At 66.0% G+C, this 18773-nt stretch carries 12 protein-coding genes and 3 tRNA genes; 4 read left to right on the top strand and 11 right to left on the bottom strand.

Annotation, left to right across the window (positions count from 1 at the left end; all coding sequences use genetic code 11):
• Positions 1–96 precede the first annotated feature (96 nt).
• Positions 97–3036, top strand: a complete 2940-nt coding sequence (locus tag ACSDHM_RS06335) for a TonB-dependent receptor (protein ID WP_188241242.1) — start codon at positions 97–99, stop codon at positions 3034–3036.
• Positions 3037–3046: 10 nt separating this feature from the next.
• Positions 3047–4642, top strand: a complete 1596-nt coding sequence (locus ACSDHM_RS06340) for an alkaline phosphatase D family protein (RefSeq protein WP_088497753.1) — start codon at positions 3047–3049, stop codon at positions 4640–4642.
• 109 nt (positions 4643–4751) lie between these two features.
• On the opposite strand, the gene ACSDHM_RS06345 is transcribed toward ACSDHM_RS06340, so the two are convergent.
• The 4 genes from ACSDHM_RS06345 to ACSDHM_RS06360 all read right to left on the bottom strand — a co-directional run bounded on the left by ACSDHM_RS06345 (position 4752) and on the right by ACSDHM_RS06360 (position 11632).
• Positions 4752–6860: a phosphocholine-specific phospholipase C gene (locus tag ACSDHM_RS06345; protein ID WP_227837792.1), complete on the bottom strand. Its 2109-nt coding sequence runs from the start codon at positions 6858–6860 to the stop codon at positions 4752–4754.
• A gap of 8 nt (positions 6861–6868) precedes the next feature.
• A complete protein-coding gene (locus tag ACSDHM_RS06350) occupies positions 6869–9247 on the bottom strand; it encodes a TonB-dependent receptor domain-containing protein (protein WP_439426768.1) in 2379 nt (792 codons plus the stop codon).
• 115 nt (positions 9248–9362) lie between these two features.
• Entirely contained in the window at positions 9363–10289 is a 927-nt protein-coding gene (locus tag ACSDHM_RS06355) for a c-type cytochrome (protein WP_227837788.1), read from the bottom strand.
• The gene (locus ACSDHM_RS06360; protein WP_439426969.1) at positions 10286–11632 is read right to left on the bottom strand and encodes a c-type cytochrome; all 1347 of its coding nucleotides are present in this window, start codon (positions 11630–11632) and stop codon (positions 10286–10288) included. The genes ACSDHM_RS06355 and ACSDHM_RS06360 overlap by 4 nt, the downstream gene beginning before the upstream one ends.
• 182 nt (positions 11633–11814) lie before the next feature.
• On the opposite strand from ACSDHM_RS06360, the gene ACSDHM_RS06365 reads away from it, so the two are divergent.
• Positions 11815–12933, top strand: a complete 1119-nt coding sequence (locus ACSDHM_RS06365) for an alpha/beta hydrolase (RefSeq protein ID WP_088497757.1) — start codon at positions 11815–11817, stop codon at positions 12931–12933.
• A gap of 81 nt (positions 12934–13014) precedes the next feature.
• Here ACSDHM_RS06365 and ACSDHM_RS06370 read toward each other — a convergent pair whose 3' ends face one another.
• Both ACSDHM_RS06370 and ACSDHM_RS06375 read right to left on the bottom strand, forming a co-directional pair.
• Positions 13015–14154, bottom strand: a complete 1140-nt coding sequence (locus ACSDHM_RS06370; RefSeq protein WP_088497758.1) for an MFS transporter — start codon at positions 14152–14154, stop codon at positions 13015–13017.
• A 169-nt stretch (positions 14155–14323) separates the two neighbouring features.
• Positions 14324–15025, bottom strand: a complete 702-nt coding sequence (locus ACSDHM_RS06375; RefSeq protein WP_005416106.1) for a pirin family protein — start codon at positions 15023–15025, stop codon at positions 14324–14326.
• 140 nt (positions 15026–15165) lie between these two features.
• Here ACSDHM_RS06375 and ACSDHM_RS06380 point away from each other — a divergent pair, with 140 nt between their 5' ends.
• The gene (locus ACSDHM_RS06380) at positions 15166–16086 is read left to right on the top strand and encodes a LysR substrate-binding domain-containing protein (RefSeq protein WP_188241248.1); all 921 of its coding nucleotides are present in this window, start codon (positions 15166–15168) and stop codon (positions 16084–16086) included.
• A gap of 577 nt (positions 16087–16663) precedes the next feature.
• On the opposite strand, the gene ACSDHM_RS06385 is transcribed toward ACSDHM_RS06380, so the two are convergent.
• From ACSDHM_RS06385 to thiD, 5 genes are all read right to left on the bottom strand, one after another.
• Positions 16664–16740: transfer RNA gene (locus tag ACSDHM_RS06385), tRNA-Arg, on the bottom strand.
• A gap of 32 nt (positions 16741–16772) precedes the next feature.
• Positions 16773–16849, bottom strand: a tRNA-Arg gene (locus ACSDHM_RS06390).
• A gap of 58 nt (positions 16850–16907) precedes the next feature.
• Positions 16908–16984, bottom strand: a tRNA-Arg gene (locus ACSDHM_RS06395).
• A complete protein-coding gene (locus ACSDHM_RS06400) occupies positions 16975–17901 on the bottom strand; it encodes an alpha/beta hydrolase family protein (protein WP_088496464.1) in 927 nt (308 codons plus the stop codon). The genes ACSDHM_RS06395 and ACSDHM_RS06400 overlap by 10 nt, the downstream gene beginning before the upstream one ends.
• On the bottom strand, positions 17898–18707 hold the full coding sequence (gene thiD, locus ACSDHM_RS06405) for a bifunctional hydroxymethylpyrimidine kinase/phosphomethylpyrimidine kinase (RefSeq protein ID WP_252744887.1): 810 nt from the start codon (positions 18705–18707) through the stop codon (positions 17898–17900). The genes ACSDHM_RS06400 and thiD overlap by 4 nt, the downstream gene beginning before the upstream one ends.
• Positions 18708–18773 lie beyond the last annotated feature (66 nt).

Here is an 18773-nt window from a genome sequence, read left to right on the forward strand (position 1 = left end):
TGTTCTCCACTTCGGTGGATGCGGGCTCTTACTTGGGAGAAGCCGCTGCCAAGTCACGCGGCGACCTCGCAGCCTTTTCTCTTCCAAGGACCCGTGATGCGCAACACGCTCTACCTGTCGATCATCCTCGCCCTGTCTCCCTGCAGCGTGCCAATGGCGGCCGCGGCCGCGGCCACTGCCGATGGCCTTGAAGCCCGCGTGTCGGCGGCGATCGCGGCGCAACCGCTGGCACGTGCGCTTGAGCAGCTGTCGCGCAGTTCCGGCGTGCAGTTCCTGTACTCGGGCAGCGGTGAAGCGCACATGGCCGGGGCTGTGCCGCGGGGCGCCACCGTCAAGCAGGCGTTGGACGCACTGCTGGCGGGTACCGGCCTTGGCTACACCGTGGTGGATGGCAATGTCATCGCCATCGATCCGGCACCCGCACGCAATGCGCCGAAGCCAGCCGCGCCGATGCCGCGCGAGGCCGGGGCGGTGCTGGCGCCGACCCTGGGCACGGTGAAGGTGATTGCCGCGCATGAGGTCATCGACCAGAAGAAGTCGTCGCCGGTGATCAAGGATTCGGTGGTCTACGACGAGATGGACAGCTACGGCGACGAGACCTTGGCCGAGAGCCTGATGGCCGCTCCAGGCCTGAGTGCAGTGGAGGATGCCGGCGAACCACGCTATGTGACCGTGCGCGGCGTGCAGGCCAACCTCAACTACACCACCATCGATGGCATCGCGATCGCCAGCGTGGGGGGCAGTGGCTCCGGGGAGCGCATGAACAATCTGCAGCTGATTCCCAGCGACATCGGTACCCGAACCGACATCTACAAGAGCTTCAGCGCGGAGCAGGCACCGGATGCGATCGGCGGTGTGATCGACATCATCAGCCGCAGCGCCTTCGACCGGTCGGGCAGGTACGTGTTTGCCGATGTGGCAGGCATCTATTCCACAGCCGAGACCAACGTCGAGCGCAGTGCCGGCGGCAACCACGAGACCCTGGGCCATTTCGGCAAGAGTGCCAAGATGGTGTTCTCCAACCAGTTCGGCGCCGACCAGGAATTCGGCATCGTTGCGGTGGCACGCTATGAGCAGCGTTCACGCAACAGCGTCAAGCGCTGGGTGGAGTCGAACTACTACTACAACGACGCTGGAAAATACCTCACCGACGGCACCACGGGTCCGGACGAGGCCAAGGGTTGGAACGGCCTGCGTGCGCCTGGCAACTTCAGTACCGGCACCTATACCAACTTCATCACCAACTTCGGTGGCTCCGCCAAGCTTGAGTGGAAGCCCTCGGATGATCCGTTCTACGCATCGCTGCTGCTGTACTCGTACCGGTTCTACGAGAACTCGACGATGAACAAGACGGATCTGTATGGCAACGCCAAGTTTCCGATCCGCAACCAGACCGAGGACAGCGGTACCACCCAGATCAACAGCATCTACATCAAGAACCGCCACGACCGCTGGGACCGCAGCAACCGTGGCGCCATCGCCAGCTTCAACTGGGACATCGGCGACCGTTCGCGCCTGACCCTGCGTGGTGGCCACACCGAAGAGACCTTCCACAACAACCAGGTCTACTGGGGCGTGCGCGCCTATCCAAGCAATCTGTTCGTCGACTACGAGAATGACAGTCACGGGTTCCCAAACGCGGTAGCGGTTTCTGATTCCAGCCTGCTGACCAGCTCCGCGTTCAAGCTCAATCCGGCGCAGGCCTATGTCTCCCCACGCGATGCCAAGGAGAGCATCGACAACCTGCGCGCGGACTTCAGCTACAACATCGACGCCGATGCGCGTGGCTTCGGCCTGGCCACCGGCGCCGAGTACCGCCACCTGAAGATCTGGCAGGACATCGACTTCGACTACTTCAAGAGCAGTGCCACGCTCAACGATTACCTGTATCCGGGTTCGACGCTGCTGGGCAGCGTGCCGGGCTTCCCGCTGATCGACAACCGCAAGTGGAACGAGGAACTGCTGCCGAAGCTGGGCAACAACAATGCGGCGTATCCGAATGCCAACTTCACCAGCGACTACAAGTACGTGGAGGACATCACCAATGCCTATGTGTCCGCTCACTACGCCTGGGACCGGCTGCTGCTGATCGGCGGCCTGCGTTACGACCACACCCGCTTCAATGCCTACAGCCCGTTCAGCGATGATGGCGGCAGTACGTATACCTCCGCCTTCCGCAACACGAGCGGTGGCTACAACAACCTGCTGCCTTCGTTGAATGCGACGTTCAAGCTGAGCGAGGACCAGCGCCTGCGCTTCTCCGCCAGCCGTACGCTGGGCCGGCCGACGCCGAGCAACATCGCCCAGGCCACCAGCACCAGCTGTGGCGATGACGAGGAGGGCAGGGGCTTCTGCACCATCAAGCAGGGCAACGCCAACCTGCAGCCGCGCCGTTCCACCAACGTCGACCTGGCGTGGGACCTGTATTTCAACGGCAACAATGGCCTGGTCTCGGTGGCGCTGTTCGACAAGGTGATCAAGGACGATATCTACACCCTGACCACGTTCGAGAACGTGGGGGACACCCGCTACCGGGTCACCCAGCCGATGAACACCGACGAGTCGAAGCTGCGTGGCGTTGAGTTCGCGGTGGCCAATCGCAATCTGCAGTGGGGCCGCCAGCGCTTCGACATGTACTTCAACGCGACGCGTCTGGAAGGCCAGACCAACTACCGCATCACCGATGGCACCGAGCGGCGCCTGGACCGCCTGCTGTACCAGCCGGACTGGTCGCTCAATGGGTCAGTGATCTGGCGCATGCCGTGGAAGAGCTCGCAACTGCGCCTGTCCGGAACCTACCGCAGCCGGATGCTGGTCGACTTCGGTGACACCGAATGGCTGGATTCGTACTACGACCCATACATGACGTTCAACATGGCTTTCAGCCACAAGGTCGGCAAGCACGTAACGCTGAAGTACGAGGCCAAGAACCTGTTCAACACCCAGCCAACCTACAGCACCGGTCCGAACGGGCGTTTCCGAACCGAGATCGACGACTACGGCCGCTTCTTCTATTTCCACATCATCTACAACTGAGGGGGCATCCGTGGAGACGATCAATCGCAGGCGATTCCTGGCCTTGGCCGGCCTGTCGGCCGCAGGGGCCTGGATGGGCACGGCGCGCGCACTGGCCGCGCAGACCGACGCCACTGCACTGAACCCACGCAACCTGCTGGCCTCGCCGCGCTTTGCCAGCACGCCCTTCACCCTGGGCGTGGCCTCTGGTGATCCCTCGGCCGATGGCATGGTGCTGTGGACACGGCTGGCGACCGAGCCACTGGTGTTCGGTGGTGGCATGCCGGCCCGGCCGATGGTGGTCGAGTGGCAGCTGGCAGCAGACGAAGGCATGCGCAAGGTGGTACGCCAGGGTTCGGCCCTCGCGCATCCCGAACTCGGCCACGCGGTGCACGTGGAGCTGGACGGGCTGGCGCCCGGACGGCCCTACTGGTACCGCTTCACCGTAGGCGGCCACGCCAGCGCAGTGGGTTGTACGCGCACGCTGCCGTCAGCCACGGCAGCGGTGGACCGGGTGCGCTTTGTGGTGGCTGGTTGCCAGCACTACGAAGAAGGCCACTACACCGCGTGGCGACGCATCGCCGAGGAACCGCTCGATTTCGTCTTCCACTATGGCGATTACATCTACGAAGGCGAAAGCCAGCCGGGCCCGCGGAAGATGAACGGCCAGCCGTTCACCAACCTGCGCAACCACGTCGGCCCGCAGATCTATACGCTGGATGATTACCGCCGCCGCTACGCCCAGTACAAGAGCGACGCCGACTTGCAGGCCGCGCATGCGTCGGCCCCCTGGTTCGTCACCTTCGATGACCACGAAGTGGACAACAACTGGGCCGGCGCCGAAGACCAGGACGATACGCCCAGCGAAGTGTTCCTGCTGCGGCGCGCGCAGGCGTTCCAGGCCTACTACGAGAACATGCCGCTGCGCCGTACGGCATTCCCGCGCGATGGCCACATACAGATGTACCGGCGCGCACGCTACGGCACGCTGATGGATCTGCACCTGCTCGACACCCGCCAGTACCGCAGCAAGCAGGTGAACATGGCGCTGCGTGAGGAGGTGGAATCGCCGGAGCGCAGCATTGTGGGGGCGAAGCAGGAACGCTGGCTGTTCGACGGCTTGGCCGATGCGGCGCCGCGCTGGCATACCATCGCCCACCAGGTGGCGCTGGGCAACTACATGCGCGAGAAGGACGGGGTAGTGCAGTCGTCCGACGACCAGTGGTCGGGCTATCTGGACAGCCGCCGACGCCTGCTCGATCACATCCAGAAGGTGGGCTTCGGCAACGTGGTGACCGCTTGCGGCGACGCGCATCGCCACTACGCCAGCGATCTGGTACAGGACCACCGTGACTCGGGTGTGGTCTCCAGCGAGTTCCTCGCCACCTCGATCACTTCCGGTGCCGACGGCCAGGGCGTGGACGCGTATGCCATGAACCAGCTTGCGCACAGTCCCTACCTGAAGGCGACCACCGACAAGCGTGGCTACGTGCTGTGCGATGTCACCCGCGATGCGTGGATCGGCGACATGAAGACGCTGGATACCGTAATGCAGCCGAATGGCGCGCTGCAGAGCTGGAAGCGCTATGCGGTGGAGCACGGCCGGCCGGGGCTGCAGGAGGCCTGAATCTGCCGATCTGCCCCGTAGAGCCGAGCCCATGCTCGGCTGCTTCTCGCCCTGGTCGCATTGCCCCGACAAAGCAGCCGAGCATGGGCTCGGCTCTACAGAGGGCTCCTCAATCGTGCTCGAACCGCAATGGCTCGCTGCCCATTGCCGGGTCACTGGTGCCGGGGCGCCCATCCTCGGCGCGGCCGGCCAGTCGCAGTGCACTGTCGCCCGCACCGATGCGCAGGTCGTACCACCCTGCGGTGGGCGCCCCGTCCCACGCCACCGTGGCCTCAGCATGCGCCGGCAGCACCAGCGCCTGCTCCGGCATGTGCCCGGCATAGGCGCCGGCCTGCACCCGCACATTCTGCGCGCTGTTGTGCAGATTGCGCAGCTGCAGCCGTAGCTGGCCGTCCGCGCGCTCGATCGAAGCCTGCACGGCAGGCGCCTTGACCGCACCCTGGAAGTGGCGGTGGAAGCCGTTCGGACCAAGCAGCCAAAGGTCATAGCGACCCTGGGCGTCCAGCGGCCAGCGCTCGCGCAGTGGCGTACCTGGCAGCAGCGTGTAGCGGCGTGGTACCGCATCCAGCCGCAGCCGATCGTAGACATGCAGCACGGCCGCCGCGCCTTCGCAGGACAGCGTCAGATCCACACCCGAGGCATCGACTGCGGCAATCGATGCCTGCGGACGATAGGGCAGGGCGCGCGCCGGGCGTACACCGCTTTCCTGTTTCGCTGGTTTCAGCCCCTCTGGCAGCGTGGGCACGGTGCGTCCCGGCAAGGCAGCGGCGCGTGCGGCAACCGCACTCACGTCGGGCAGGCCGCGGACGAACGGGCGGGTATCGCGCTGGGCAAAGTCGAACGCAGTGCTGAGGTCGCCGCAGACCGCGCGGCGCCACGGCGAGATGTCCGGTGCGGCCACGCCAAAGCGGCGCTCGATCAGCCGTATGACCGAGGTGTGGTCGTACACCTGCGAATCGACCCAGCCGCCGCGACTCCACGGCGAGATCACGTACAGGGGCACGCGCGGTCCCAGACCGTACGGGCGCCCGCGCAGTTCGGCGAGATCGTACTTTTCGTCACCCGGTGCCGGGTGCCGGTGGTACTCGCCTTCGGTGCTGACCGAGGATACACCCGCCCAGCCACCGTCCACCGGCGAAGGCGGGGCAGGGGGCGGCATGTGGTCGAAGAAGCCATCGTTCTCGTCGAACATCAGCAGCAGGGCGGTGCGGCTCCACACGTCCGGATCGGCGGTCAGCGCATCCAGCACGCGTGCGGTATAGGCCGCGCCCTGTGCCGGGCTGGACGGGCCGGGATGTTCGCTGCCGGCCGCGTCGGCGATGATGAAGCTGACCTGCGGCAGGCGCCCGTCAATGACGTCCTGGCGCAGCTGCGTCAGGCCCCGCGTGCTGACCCCGCGAGCGCGCAGCTGCGGGTCATGCCCTGGCGCCGCGCGGTGGGCCTGACGGAAGGCCTCGAAACCCGCCAGCGGGTTGTCGGTGAAGTTGTCGGCCATGTCCTGGTAGATCTGCCAGGACACGCCGCCCCTCTGCAGGCGCTCGACATAGCTGGTCCAGCGGTACGACGCCGGGTGCCCACCCTGTTCAGGGAAATTGTCGTGCGAGTTGGCGATCACCGGGCCACCAGCGTGGGCCTGCGGATCGTTGTGGCCGGTCCACAGGAACACCCGGTTCGGGTTGGTGCCGGCCTGCATTGCGCAGTGGTAGGCATCGCAGATCGTGAAGGCATCGGCCAGCGCGCACTGGAACGGCAGGTCGCTGCGCTGGAAGTAGCCCATCGAATGGTTCTGCTTGGCCTTCGGCCATTGCCCCATGCGACCTTGGTCCCAGGCGCGCTGCGCATCGGGCCAGGTATGCGGCGTGCCTTCCACGCGCATGTAGCCGAAATGCGCGGCGGTATCCAGCGGGAACGGCGCGATCGCGCGCTTGCCGCTGGCATCGGGCTGCAGCCACAGGCTGCGGACGCGGCCACCAGCTTGCAGCGCGGCGGCCGGGGCGACGAACCGATCACCGAAGCCACGTACGCCCGGCAGCGTGCCGAAGTAGTGGTCGAACGAACGGTTCTCCTGCATGAACACCACGATGTGCTGCAGGTCTTCCAGGCTGCGCGTCTGCGCGGCGGGGGCGATCGCGGCGGCCCGGGCGATGCTGGGCAGCAGTGGAGAAAAGCCGGCGGCAACGCCGGCCTGCAACAACCGGCGTCGGCCGATATCGGTCACGGGCTCACTCACAGGTCCACGCGGAAAGAGATGCCGACGGTGCGCGGAGCGCCGATGAAGGCGTTGTCGCGGCCGTCCACCCCTGCAAGATACCGCTTGTCGGTGAGGTTGCTCACCACCAGGTTGGCGCCCATGCCCTTCAGGCGCGGCGACAGGCCTTGCAGGTCGAAGCCGATGTTGGCGTTGAACACGGTGGCCGACGGCAGCTTGTTGACGTTGGCGGCGTCGAGATAACGCGTGCCCAGGTAACGGCCGGACAGGCCGAAGTTCCAGTTCTCACCCTGCCAGTCCGCCGACAGGACGAGGGTCTGTTCGGGCTGGCCGATCACCTTGGCGCCGTCGACGATGCCCAGCTGGGTATCACGCGCGGCATCGCCACTGCCCAGGTACTTGGAGCGGTTGTAGGTATAGGCGGCGTTGAGGCGCCAGCCGTTGTCCCAGCCATAGCCGAACGCCGCTTCCAGGCCGTTGCTTTCCACGCCGCCGAAGTTCTCGTAGACACCGTCGGTCTCGCCCAGGTAGTCAATGCCGCTGACGAAGCCGGCCGGCAGGTAGACGATGCGGTTGTCGAACTTGATGTTGTACAGCGTGACCGAGGCGGTCAGCGGCCAGCGGCTGATGCGCATGCCCACTTCAATGTTGTCGGCGGTCTCCGGCTCGACGTTGCGGAAGCGCTGCGGGTCGGTCTCGCCGAGCACGCCGGAAGGAATCGCGGCGAAGTTCTGCGAGAAGCCGGCGAACAGCTCCATGCCTTCCACGCCCGGCGCCCAGGTCAAGCCGGTGGACAGCAGCGGGTCGGACCTGGAATCGGATCTGACGTGCTCGCTGGCACCGATCACGCGGCAGCGCGACTGGTCGACGAAGAACTGCTTCACGCCCAGGCGTGCGCTGAACGGCCCGAACCTCGCCACGTCCTCGACGTAGTACATCTGCTCGTCAACCTTGTACTTGTCCTCGAACTGTACCCAGTACGGCTGATGGTCGAAGGCGATATCCTGGCCGACGTTGAGCAGGCGATGCCAGTCGCGGCGTGCCGATCGGTCCAGCTTCTCCACCCACAGGCCGCCACGGATCGTGTTGTCGACCGTGCCGAAGGTCTGCCGCCACTCGACGTCGGCGGTCACGCCCATGCGGTCGTTGTCGTAGTGGGTGTGGCGATACGACTGCGCGCCCAGCACGTTGCCGGCGTAGCAGTTCGGATCATATTCGGCAGTGAAACCCAGCCGCGGTGTGCAGTTGGCCAGGCGCTGCGCGGCGCTGCCGTCGGGATTGACGAAGAAGATCTGGCCACGATTGCTGCCGCCGTACACGGTCTTTCCACCGATGTACTCCGATTCGGGGCGGCCGGCACCGTCATCGCTGACCTGCGCCAGGTACGGTGGCAGCCAGTCGCCGCGGCCTTGCATGCGGTGCCCGTAGGCGGCCACCGAGGCCTTGAAGCCGTTGCCAGCGTCGAAGGCCGCGCGCAGGTAGCCGAAGGTGTTCTCGCGCAACGCACGCGAGCCGGAACGGTAGTTCTGGTCCAGGTAGGGAATGCCGGTGAGGGTACCGACCAGGTTGTCGCGATCCGGATTGGTCGCGAAGCCCTTCGGTGAGACGCTGGTGTATTCCGGCTCGTCCGCATCGTTGTAGGACAGGTAGCCGGTCAGCGTCCAGCGGTCCAGTTCGGTGATGAACTTGCCGGCGATGTGGTCGTTGCTGGCGTGCCCGGTGCCGTCGATCCAGTCGTGCACCTTCGACGAGGAGGCGCTGACCCAGGCGCGGGTGTGGCCGCCGAGCAGGCCGGTGTCGTAGCGCACGTAGTACTTGCGCGCATCGTTGTCACCGGCACCGACCACGAAGCGCAGGCGGCTGTCCTGCAACGGGTCGCTGGTGAGGAAGTTGAGCGTGCCGCCCAGCGCTTCGTTCGAGCGCGAGGAGATATCGGCGGTGCCCTGGCTGACTTCCACCGTTTCCAGGTCGAGGGTGTCGATGTAGCGGTTGGCCAGCGAGCCGCCGCCGTAACCGGAACCGCCGTTGGGCAGGCCATCGATGGTGGTGCCGATCTGCTGCGTATCGCGGTTGGTGACGAAGCCACGCATGCTGATCTGCGTGCCCCACACCGACGAACCGGTGGCATCGGCCTCGCTGACCACCACGCCGGGCACCTCGTTGAGTGCATCGTTGACGCTGCTCATCACGGTCTGCCGGTTCAGCGTTTCCGCGCGCACCGAGGTCTTGGCGTAGCTGGTGGCCTGGCCGATCACCTGCACCTGGTCCAGGGTACGGGCATCAGTGCTGCGCGCCTCGGCCGCGTCACCCTGCGGTGCTTCGGCCAGGGCGTCCAGTGCGGGGGCGATCAGCAGGGCAAGCAGCGAGACACGGGGAAAGCGCGCAGACGTTCGCATCGAGACCGGACCTTCAGCAGAGGGAAGCCCCGGAGTGTCGGCAGCGCCAATGACATCGGCATGACGCGAAGATGCAGGAACCGTGTTGTGTGACGGCCCGCAGCTGCTGCCTGCATCAGTACCGCGCGTCCTTGGGTTTCGGGTCGCGCGGCCAGTCCTTGCCCTTGTTGGCGAAGTCCGGCCGCGGCTGGTTGATGAAGTAGCTGGCGATGTCCACCGCATCCTGGTCGAGCATCACCTGCTGCCCCAGCGGAGGTTCGCGGGTCACTGCCGGTGGCATGTTGTGCTTGACGAAACCGGCCGCCTTGTACAGGCGCGCCATGCCGGCGCCGATGTTGAAACTGTGGTCGCCCCACAGCGGCGGGAAAGCGATGTCACCACTGGCGTCGCGCCGGCCTTCGCCGTTGTCGCCGTGGCAGGCAGCGCACTGCGCGGCGTACAGCGCCTGGCCGCGGATCGGATCCGGGGCCAGCGTGCTGTCGATGGGCCCTTCGCTTGGCGCGGCGACTTTTGCACCGTCCGGCACTGCACTGTTTAGCCACGCCATGTAGTCGAGCATCGCGCGCATCTGTGGCGCGTCCTTCGGCAGCGGCTTGCCGTTCATCGAACGCTGCAGGCAGCCATTGATGCGTTCGGTCAGGCCGATCACCTTGCCAGGCCGCGGCATGTAACGCGGATAGGCGCCGCCACCGGTGTTGAAGTAGTGGTTGCCGAAGGGACGCTTGCCCTCGGCCATGTGGCACGAATTGCAGTTCAGATCGTTGCCGACGTTGTCCGGCAGCAGTCGTGCGGTTTCGTTGAGGATGCGGCGGCCGAGCATCACCGACTCGGCATTGCCGAGCCCGGCGATTTCTTCGGCGCTCGGCGCATGGTAGGCGCCGACCACCTTGCCCTGTGCATCGAGGATATCGATCGTGCCGGTCACGGCGGCATCCAGATCCGGGTACAGATGACGGTAAGCGAGGGTACCGGCGCCGGCCAGCAGCACCAGGGTGATCGCACTGCCGATCAGCAGGCGGGAACGCGTGCGCGAACGCTTCATTGTGCGGCCTCCTGCGGAACGTAGTGCACCGGCTTGACGCGCACCACCCGGCGCATGCGCGCCACGTCGACCTCGCTCACTGCGCTGGCCTGATTGCCCCAGCTGCTGCGGATGAAGGTCAGGATCTGTGCCAGCTGCGCATTCGGCAGCTGCTCGAAGCCTGGCATGGTGAAGGCCATGCGGTCGTGCGGGGTCTGTGGCGTGCGGCCGCCGATCAGGGTCACCTGCACCAGCGAGCTGGGATCGTCGGCGAACACGATCGAGTTGCCGGCCAGGGCCGGATAGACGCGAGGCATGCCGCGGCCGTCGGCGCGGTGGCAGGCCTGGCAGTGCTCGGCATAGGCCAGCGAACCGGCCACGCGGTAGTCGCCGCTGCGCAGTGCGGCGGTGGTGGTGTCGGTGCCGGGCGACCACTGTGCGCTGCGTCCTTCGCGGGCGGGCAGCTGCTTCAGGTAGCGTGCCATCGCCAGCAGGTCCGCGTCGGACAGGTACTGCGTGCTGTGCTCGACCACGTCGGCCATGCCACCGAAAGCCGCAGAGCGTTCGGTGCGGCCAGTGCGCAGGAAATCGACGATCTCACCTTCGCTCCAGCTGGCCAGGCCGGTCGATTCGCTGCGCAGGTTCTTCGCGTACCAGCCTTCCAGCACCGAACCGGACAGGAACTGGCGGCTGCCATCATCGGCCATCGCCTTTTCCTGGAACGCCAGGCCGCGTGGCGTGTGGCAGGCACCGCAATGCGCCAGGCCTTCCACCAGTTCGGCACCACGCTGCTGGCCGGCGTCCAGCGACGGATCCGGGCTGAAGCTGCGTGGGCGTGCGAACAGCAGTTGCCACCATGCCAGAGGCCAGCGCATGTTGGCGGGCCATGGAATCGTGCTGTCGGCGTTGTCCTGCTTCACCGGCTGCACCGAGCCCATGAAATAGGCGTACAGCGCCTTGATCTCGGCGTCGCGGGCAATCACGTACGAGGCGTACGGCATTGCCGGATACAACGGCTGGCCATCGTGGCGGATGCCACGGCGCACCGCGCGTTCAAAGTCGGCATAGTCGTAGGCGCCGATGCCGGTTTCCGGATCGGGGGTGATGTTGGTCGAGTAGATCGTCCCCATCGGCGTCTGCATGCCGAGGCCACCGGCGAACGGCTTGCCGCCCGGCGCGGTGTGGCAGGCCGCACAGTCGGCGGCGCGCGACAGGTACTGCCCCTGTGCGATCAGCGCCGGGTCGTGGATGTCGACCTGCGCGGCCTGCCGAGGTGCGAACCAGTAGGGCGTGCTGCGGGCGATGCCATAGGCGGCGGCCAGCGTGGCGGCCAGGGCAATGGCGAGCTTGAACGAGGTGCGCATGGGGGCACTGTGGGCAAGCATGCCGGCGTATTCATTGATCCGGATCAATGCCGAGGTCGATCGCGCCATTGTGACAACCTGAATCGATCCCGCATTGTCATCAAGCCGTCATCCACGCGCGATAGATGGCCCACGCCCGCGTCGTTAACCTGCCACGCTGTCGCATCCTTTCCCGATTGCCCATGAAGCGCCTGCTGCTGTTGTTGCTGGCGTGCGCCGGCCTGTGGCTGGCTGCATGCTCATCCTCGATCAACGCCTCGTCCACCTCGCTTGCCGACCGGCTGATCGCGCCAGGCGGCGTGTCGACCCTGCTCGATCGCCCGCGCATCGCCGCGGCCATTGCCGGGCTGCCCAACCGGCATGGCTTCGCAGCGGGTCGCGATGGCGTGCCGATCTTCTGGCGCGCGTTCGACCCCGGCGACTACGGCGCGCACTACCACTACCTTCCGCAGCGTCATGAGAACGGCCTGCCTCTTGATACCGGCCTGAGTCTGGCCGTGCCGCAGCCGTTCCGCGCGCAGGCGCCACGCGGCACCGTGGTGCTGCTGCACGGGTGGATGATGAATGGTGATTCGATGCTGCCATGGTCGCTGCAGCTGGCCGAGTCCGGCTACCGCGTGGTCACGCTCGACCTTCGCAACCATGGCCAGTCCGGTGCAGGTCCGTCCGGCTATGGCACCTATGAATCGGATGACGTCGTCGATGTCATCGGCGAGCTGCGCGCGCGCGGCGAAGTGACCGGCCCGCTGTACCTGTTCGGTGTGTCCTATGGTGCGGCCACGGCGGTGTTCACCGCCGACAAGCTGGGTGACCAGGTAGCCGGTGTGGTGGCGATGGAATCGTTCGCCAATGCCGGTGCGGCGATCCGCACGATGATCCCGCACCTGATGGGACTGCAGCCGGAGGGGCTGAAGGCGCAGGCGGTGGCGTCGTACGCACGCTGGCGCTATGGGGGCCAGGACATCAACCAGGTGATCGCCGCCGCCAGCCGCCGTATCGATGTCGATCTGGACCGCGTCGACGTCGCGCGTGCGCTGGCCGATACCCGCGCCTGCGTGCTGTTGCTGCACGGTCAGGGTGACCAGCACATTCCGGTCAGCCAGGGCCGGCAGCTTGCGCAGGCCAACCCGCGCGCGCACTACATCGAAATGCGTGGAGAGGACCACATCACCCTGCCGCTGCGGCTGGACCTGCTGGCCGGCGTGGTCGATGACTGGATGGCGCGCGACCAGCACCACCCGCAGAGCGCGTGCCCAGCCCCACAGCTGCCGGCCCAGGCCGAATGGCTGGCACACGGCTGAAAAAAGGGGACGGAGGGGATTAAGTCGTTTGCAGCACACTCGGGGCAGGTGCGACTTAATCCCCTCCGTCCCCTTTTTCTGTCAGGCCACGCGTCGGGCCAGTGAGCGGGCGGAGGCGGCTACGCCCAGCAGCAGTACGGCGACGCACAGGAAGGCAAAGCCGAGGCTGGTGGCGTGCGCCACTGCGCCGATCGCAGCCGGGCCAGCGAGGATGCCGGCGTAACCCAGTGTGGTCACGGCAGTGATGGCGATGCTTTCCGGCATCACCCGCTGCTGGCCTGCCATCGAGAACAGCGCCGGCACGATGTTGGCGCAGCCCAGCCCGACCAGTACGTAGCCGGCCAGCGCCACCGGAAACGAGGGCACCAGCGTGGCCAGGGTGAAGCCTGCCGCGGCCGTGATACCGCCAAAGACCAGGGTGCGGGTGCGGCCGAGGTGCTCGACGATGCCGTCACCGAACAGGCGCATTGCCGTCATCGCCAGGGTGAACAACGCGAAGCCGGCCCCGGCCTGGTCACGCGGCACCTGCCGCACTTCGGCCAGGAACACGGCGCTCCAGTCCAGCATCGAGCCCTCGGCGAGGAACACCACGAAGGCCAGTACGCCGATGAACAGCACCACGCCATGCGGCAGTGCCAGCAGCGGGCCTTCGTGCAGGATCCGTTGCGGACGCCAATGCGGCGCCGACAGCATCGCAACCAGCAGAAGTGCCACCACCGAAACCAGCGCGGCCAGCCACAGCGGCGTGCCGAGGATCAGCAGCCCGGTCATGCAGCCAGCACCGACGAATCCACCGATGCTGTAGAAGGCGTGGAAGCCGGACATCATCGCGCGCCCGGCATCGCGCTCGACCGCCACCGCCTGCATGTTCATCGCACAATCCAGTGCACCGACGCCGGCACCGAACACGAACAGCGCCGCGCCCAGCGACACCGGCGAGGTTGCCAGCACCAGCAAGGGTAGGGCGCACAGCATCATCGCGCAGGTGATCACCATCACCCGGCGGCAACCCAACCGCCCCGTCAGTGCACCTGCCAGCGGCATCGCCAGCAGCGAGCCGAGCCCGAGGCACAGCAGCACGGCGCCGAGGCTGGCGTCGGTCAGCCCGGCCTTGGCCTTGGCGTAAGGCACCATCGGCGCCCACGCGGCGGTGGCGAATCCAGGAATGAAGAAGGCGGCACGGGTGGCGTGCTGCTGGGCACGCGGAGATGAAGGCGTCATGCGAGAGCGGGTCCGGATAAACACTGTCATGAAAGCGTTTCCAGTCGCATCGGGCAAGGGGCATTCGGGTCACCGAAGGCCGAATACGATTGCGGGCCGTCCATCAGGCGCAGCGGGCCCGGCGATGCCTTTCCGCATCGCCGGGCCACGTCTTCAGGACAGGGCGTGTTTACAGCGGCAGGTCGAACACCAGCACTTCGGCGTCGTTGCCGTTTTCCAGGGTCAGCTGGGCTTCGTCACTGACCTGCAGCGCGTCACCGGCTTCCAGGGTGATGCCGTTGACCTGCAGCTGGCCACGCGCCACCTGCACATAGGCGCCACGGCCGTTGCCGAGCGCATGGTGCAGCTTCTGGCCGCCATCAAGAATGGTGGCGAAGATGCGGGCATCCTGGTGGATGCGCAGCGAGCCCTCGGCACCGTCCGGCGAAGCGATCAGGCGCAGCTGGCCGCGCTTGCTGTCCGGCGTGAAGTGGGTCTCCTCGTAGGACGGCGCGATGTTCTCGGTGTCCGGGAAGATCCAGATCTGCAGGAAATGCACGGTCTCGTCGGCGGAGTGATTGAACTCGCTGTGGGTGACGCCGCTGCCGGCGCTCATGCGCTGCACGTCGCCGTAGCGCAGCACCGAACCGGTGCCCATCGAGTCCTTGTGTTCCAGTGCACCGCCCAGCACGTAGGAGATGATCTCCATGTTGCTGTGGCCATGGGTGCCGAAGCCCTGGCCGCCGATCACCTTGTCTTCGTTGATCACCCGCAACGGGCCGAAGCTGACGTAACGGGGGTCGTAGTAGTTGGCGAAGGAGAAGGTATGGCGCGAGGACAGCCAGCCATGCTCGGCCAGGCCACGGGTAGCGCTCTTGCGGATCTGCAGCATGAGGGAATCTCCTTGTTCGATGGTTTCGATGGGGCGGGGTGGACCAGTGACCGCTGTGTTTCCCCGTTGGAGAGAAGTATCCGCTTGCGTCCGGGGTTTGAAAAACGGATAGTTTTGACGACCATCATCGAAAAATTCGAATGCTTAAGCTCAGCCTCGATGCCCTGCAGATCCTGGATGCCATCGACCGCCGTGGCTCCTTTGCCGCCGCCGGCAAGGCCCTGCACAAGGTGCCCTCGACGATCTCCTATACCGTGGCCAAGCTGGAGGAGGATCTGGGCGTGCAGCTGTTCGACCGGGTCGGCCCACGTGCAGAGCTGACCGCGGCCGGGCGCGCGCTGCTGGACGAAGGCCGACACCTGCTGCGCGCGGCCCGCGAGCTGGAGCTGCGGGTGCGCCGGGTGGCGTCGGGTTGGGAGACCGAACTGACCCTGGCGGTGGATTCGGTGTTCCCGACCTGGCTGCTTGGGCCGGATATCGCCGCATTCCGTGAGGCCGAGGCACCAACCCGGTTGCGGTTGATCGGCGAGGCCCTGTCCGGCACCTGGGAGGCTCTGCTCGACCGCCGTGCCGACCTGTTGGTCGGCGCGCCGGGCGAGGGGCCCAGTGGTGGTGGCTATGTGGTCGAGCCGCTGGGCACGGTGGCGTTCGTGTTCGCGGTGGCACCCGATCATCCGTTGGCCAACGTGCAGGGCGTGCTGGGCCGTGAGCAGCTGGTCGAGCATTGCGCGATCGCCGTTTCCGATTCGGCGCGCAGGCTGCTGCCGCGCACGGTGGGCCTGTTGATGGGGCAGGAGATGCTGACCGTGCCCGACATGGCCAGCAAATTGAAGCTGCAGTGCGAAGGCGTGGGCTTCGGCTTCTTGCCCGAGCCATGCGCGCGTGCTGCGGTGGCGCGTGGCCAGCTGGTGATCCGCGAGGTGGAGGAACACAAGCCGGAGGAAACGTTCTGGCTGGCCTGGCGCACCGGTGAGGATGGCGCGGCACTGCGCTGGTGGCGCGAGCGCCTACGCAGGCCGGAGCTGCTGTCGCAGTGGTGGCAGGCGATGGCCAAGGGGTAGGGGATTGGCAGGGCTGCGCCCTGTACCCGCTACGATCCAGAGCAACAGCAACAGCAACAGCAACAGCAGAAGCTGGTTTGCTGAGGGATGGCGGGGTGGGTCCGGTTGCGGGAGACGCCGTAGACCCGTCCATGGGGGCTTGGCCGCGGCACCCATGCCGCGGACACTCCTGCAACCGGACCCACCCCGCCTTCGACACATTCCTGGGGCTGTTAGTGTGTGTCGACCTTGGTCGACACGATAGATCCACGCCATGCGTGGATGCTTTTCGATCTTGATTCGAAATATTCGATTCCGACGGAGATTCATCCACGCATGGCGTGGATCCATCAGATCGCTGAAATCTGTCAGAGGTGGGGCGGCATGGGCAGGCAGGACCGTTGGCGGCATGGATGCCGCCATCGAGCCCCCATGGATGGGTTTACGGCGTGTCCTGCCTGCCCATGCCGCCCCGCCATCCCTCGGAATGCCAGCTGTTGCTGTTGCTCCGGCCGTAGCTTCTGCAGGTGCAGGGCGCAGCCCTGCCGAAAAACACACATAAAAAAACAGCAGGCCGAGGCCTGCTGTTTCGGTGTAATGGTGCGCCCGGAGAGATTCGAACTCCCGACCGCCTGGTTCGTAGCCAGGTACTCTATCCAACTGAGCTACGGGCGCCAATTACATAAACTTGTTGTGCCGACTGTGTATGGTGCGCCCGGAGAGATTCGAACTCCCGACCGCCTGGTTCGTAGCCAGGTACTCTATCCAACTGAGCTACGGGCGCGCGGTACACAATCAAATTTTAAAACATTTCCAGCGGCGGATGCTGAAAACCTGTCGAGTGGTGCGCCCGGAGAGATTCGAACTCCCGACCGCCTGGTTCGTAGCCAGGTACTCTATCCAACTGAGCTACGGGCGCCCTGCGACAGGAGCGGAATTATGCGGATGTCGGCGCACACCGTCAACAGTTTTGTGAAAATTTTCATCCAACTGAATGAAAAAGCTGTCCGCCACGGCATCCGGTGCCTTCAGCCAGGCGAAATGATCGGCGCGCGTGCCCAGTTCCTGCGCGGACAGCACGCGCAGCTTCGCGTCCACATTCGGCAGCTTTGCGAGCAACGCCTGCATCGATCCGGTCGGAGCCAACCAGTCGTGTTCCATCAGTACGGCCTGTGCGCTGCCGTGCACGCGCGCCATCTGTGCGTCGAGGTCTTCACCCATGCCCGCGGCAGCGTAGTGGTTGTTCAGCCCGACGCGTGCCCAGTCGGCGATCAGTCCGCGTGCTTCGGTGCCACCGAAGCCGAGGCGACGGCCATGCAGCACGCCCTGGCGCTGCGCGATCCACGGCAGGAAGCGGTAGACCAGTGGCAGCAGCCAGCCGCGCGGTGGCGGGAATCCACGCCAGAACGGTGAGCCGCTGGCCGCCAACCACAAGTGATGGAAGTGCAGAGGGTTGCGGCCGGCATGCACGCAGGCCAGCTGCCCGCCCAGGCTGTGGCCACCGATGATCCAGGGCAGGGGGCCTGCTTCCTCGTCTGCGGCCGCCATGACCGCTTGGCTGGCCGGCAGATCCTGCTCGAGTACCTCGCGGTAGCCCCAGTCCTGCGCGCGCGACGGGCGTAGCGAGCTGCTGCCGTTGCCGCGCCACTCATGCAGGTAGACCGCCACGCCCTTCGCTGCCAGCGCCTGTGCCAGCGGCAGGTAGTGGCGCGCGGCCACACCCAGCGCTGGCAGCCACAACAAGCGGGCGATGGGCTGTGCGGGCATGCAGGCCATCACTTCGTAGCGATGCCCGTCGCTGCACTGCACTGGAAGGAGGGCCGGCGTCAGGTTCATGCGTGCGGTGCCGCGCCGAAGTGGTCGAGCACCCGTACCTCGCTGCGGCCGGGGGCATAGCCCTGCTGCAGGCCGCGCGCAACGTAGTCGATGCCGGCTTCGCAGGCGTTGGCCAGGCTCAGGCCGTTGCACAGCTGCGCGGCGATGGCCGAGGCCAGCGTGCAGCCAGTGCCGTGTGCATCCAGCGGCAGGCGGGCGTGGATGAATTCTTCGCTGCTCACGCCGTCGAAGTAGCGGTCGATTACGCGGTTGCCTTCCTGCAGGTGGCCACCTTTCAGCAGCACCGCATCGGCACCCAGGTCGAGCAGGGCGGAGGCCACCTGTTCGGCGTCATCGCCGTTGCCGATCTTCCGTCCGGCCAGCAGCTCTGCTTCCGGCGTGTTCGGGGTGATCAGCGTGGCCAGCGGGATCAGCCGCTCACGCATTGCCTGCAGAGCGTTGTCTTCCAGCAGGCGCGCGCCGCTGGTGGCGACCATCACTGGGTCCAGCACCACGTGTGGCGGGTGATGGCGCTCCAACGCATCGGCGACGGCATTGATCACCTCGGTGTTGGCCAGCATGCCGAGCTTCACCGCATGGATGTCGAAGTCATCGAAGCAGGCATCCAGTTGTGCACGCAGGAAATCGATCGGCGGCACGTGCACGGCGATGACGCCACGGGTGTTCTGTGCGGTCAGTGCGGCGATCGCGGAGAGTCCGTGCACGCGATGTGCTGCAAAGGCCTTCAGGTCGGCCTGGATGCCTGCGCCACCGCCGGAGTCGGAGCCGGCGATGGTGAGGGCGGATACGGGAGTGGTCGGGCTCATCAGGCGATTGTGCCGTGGTCCCGCAGGGGAGGGTAGATCCACGCCATGCGTGGATGCCTTTGATCC

The sequence above is a fragment of the Stenotrophomonas sp. T8 genome (assembly GCF_051853085.1).
Taxonomy (GTDB): Bacteria; Pseudomonadota; Gammaproteobacteria; order Xanthomonadales; family Xanthomonadaceae; genus Stenotrophomonas; species Stenotrophomonas sepilia.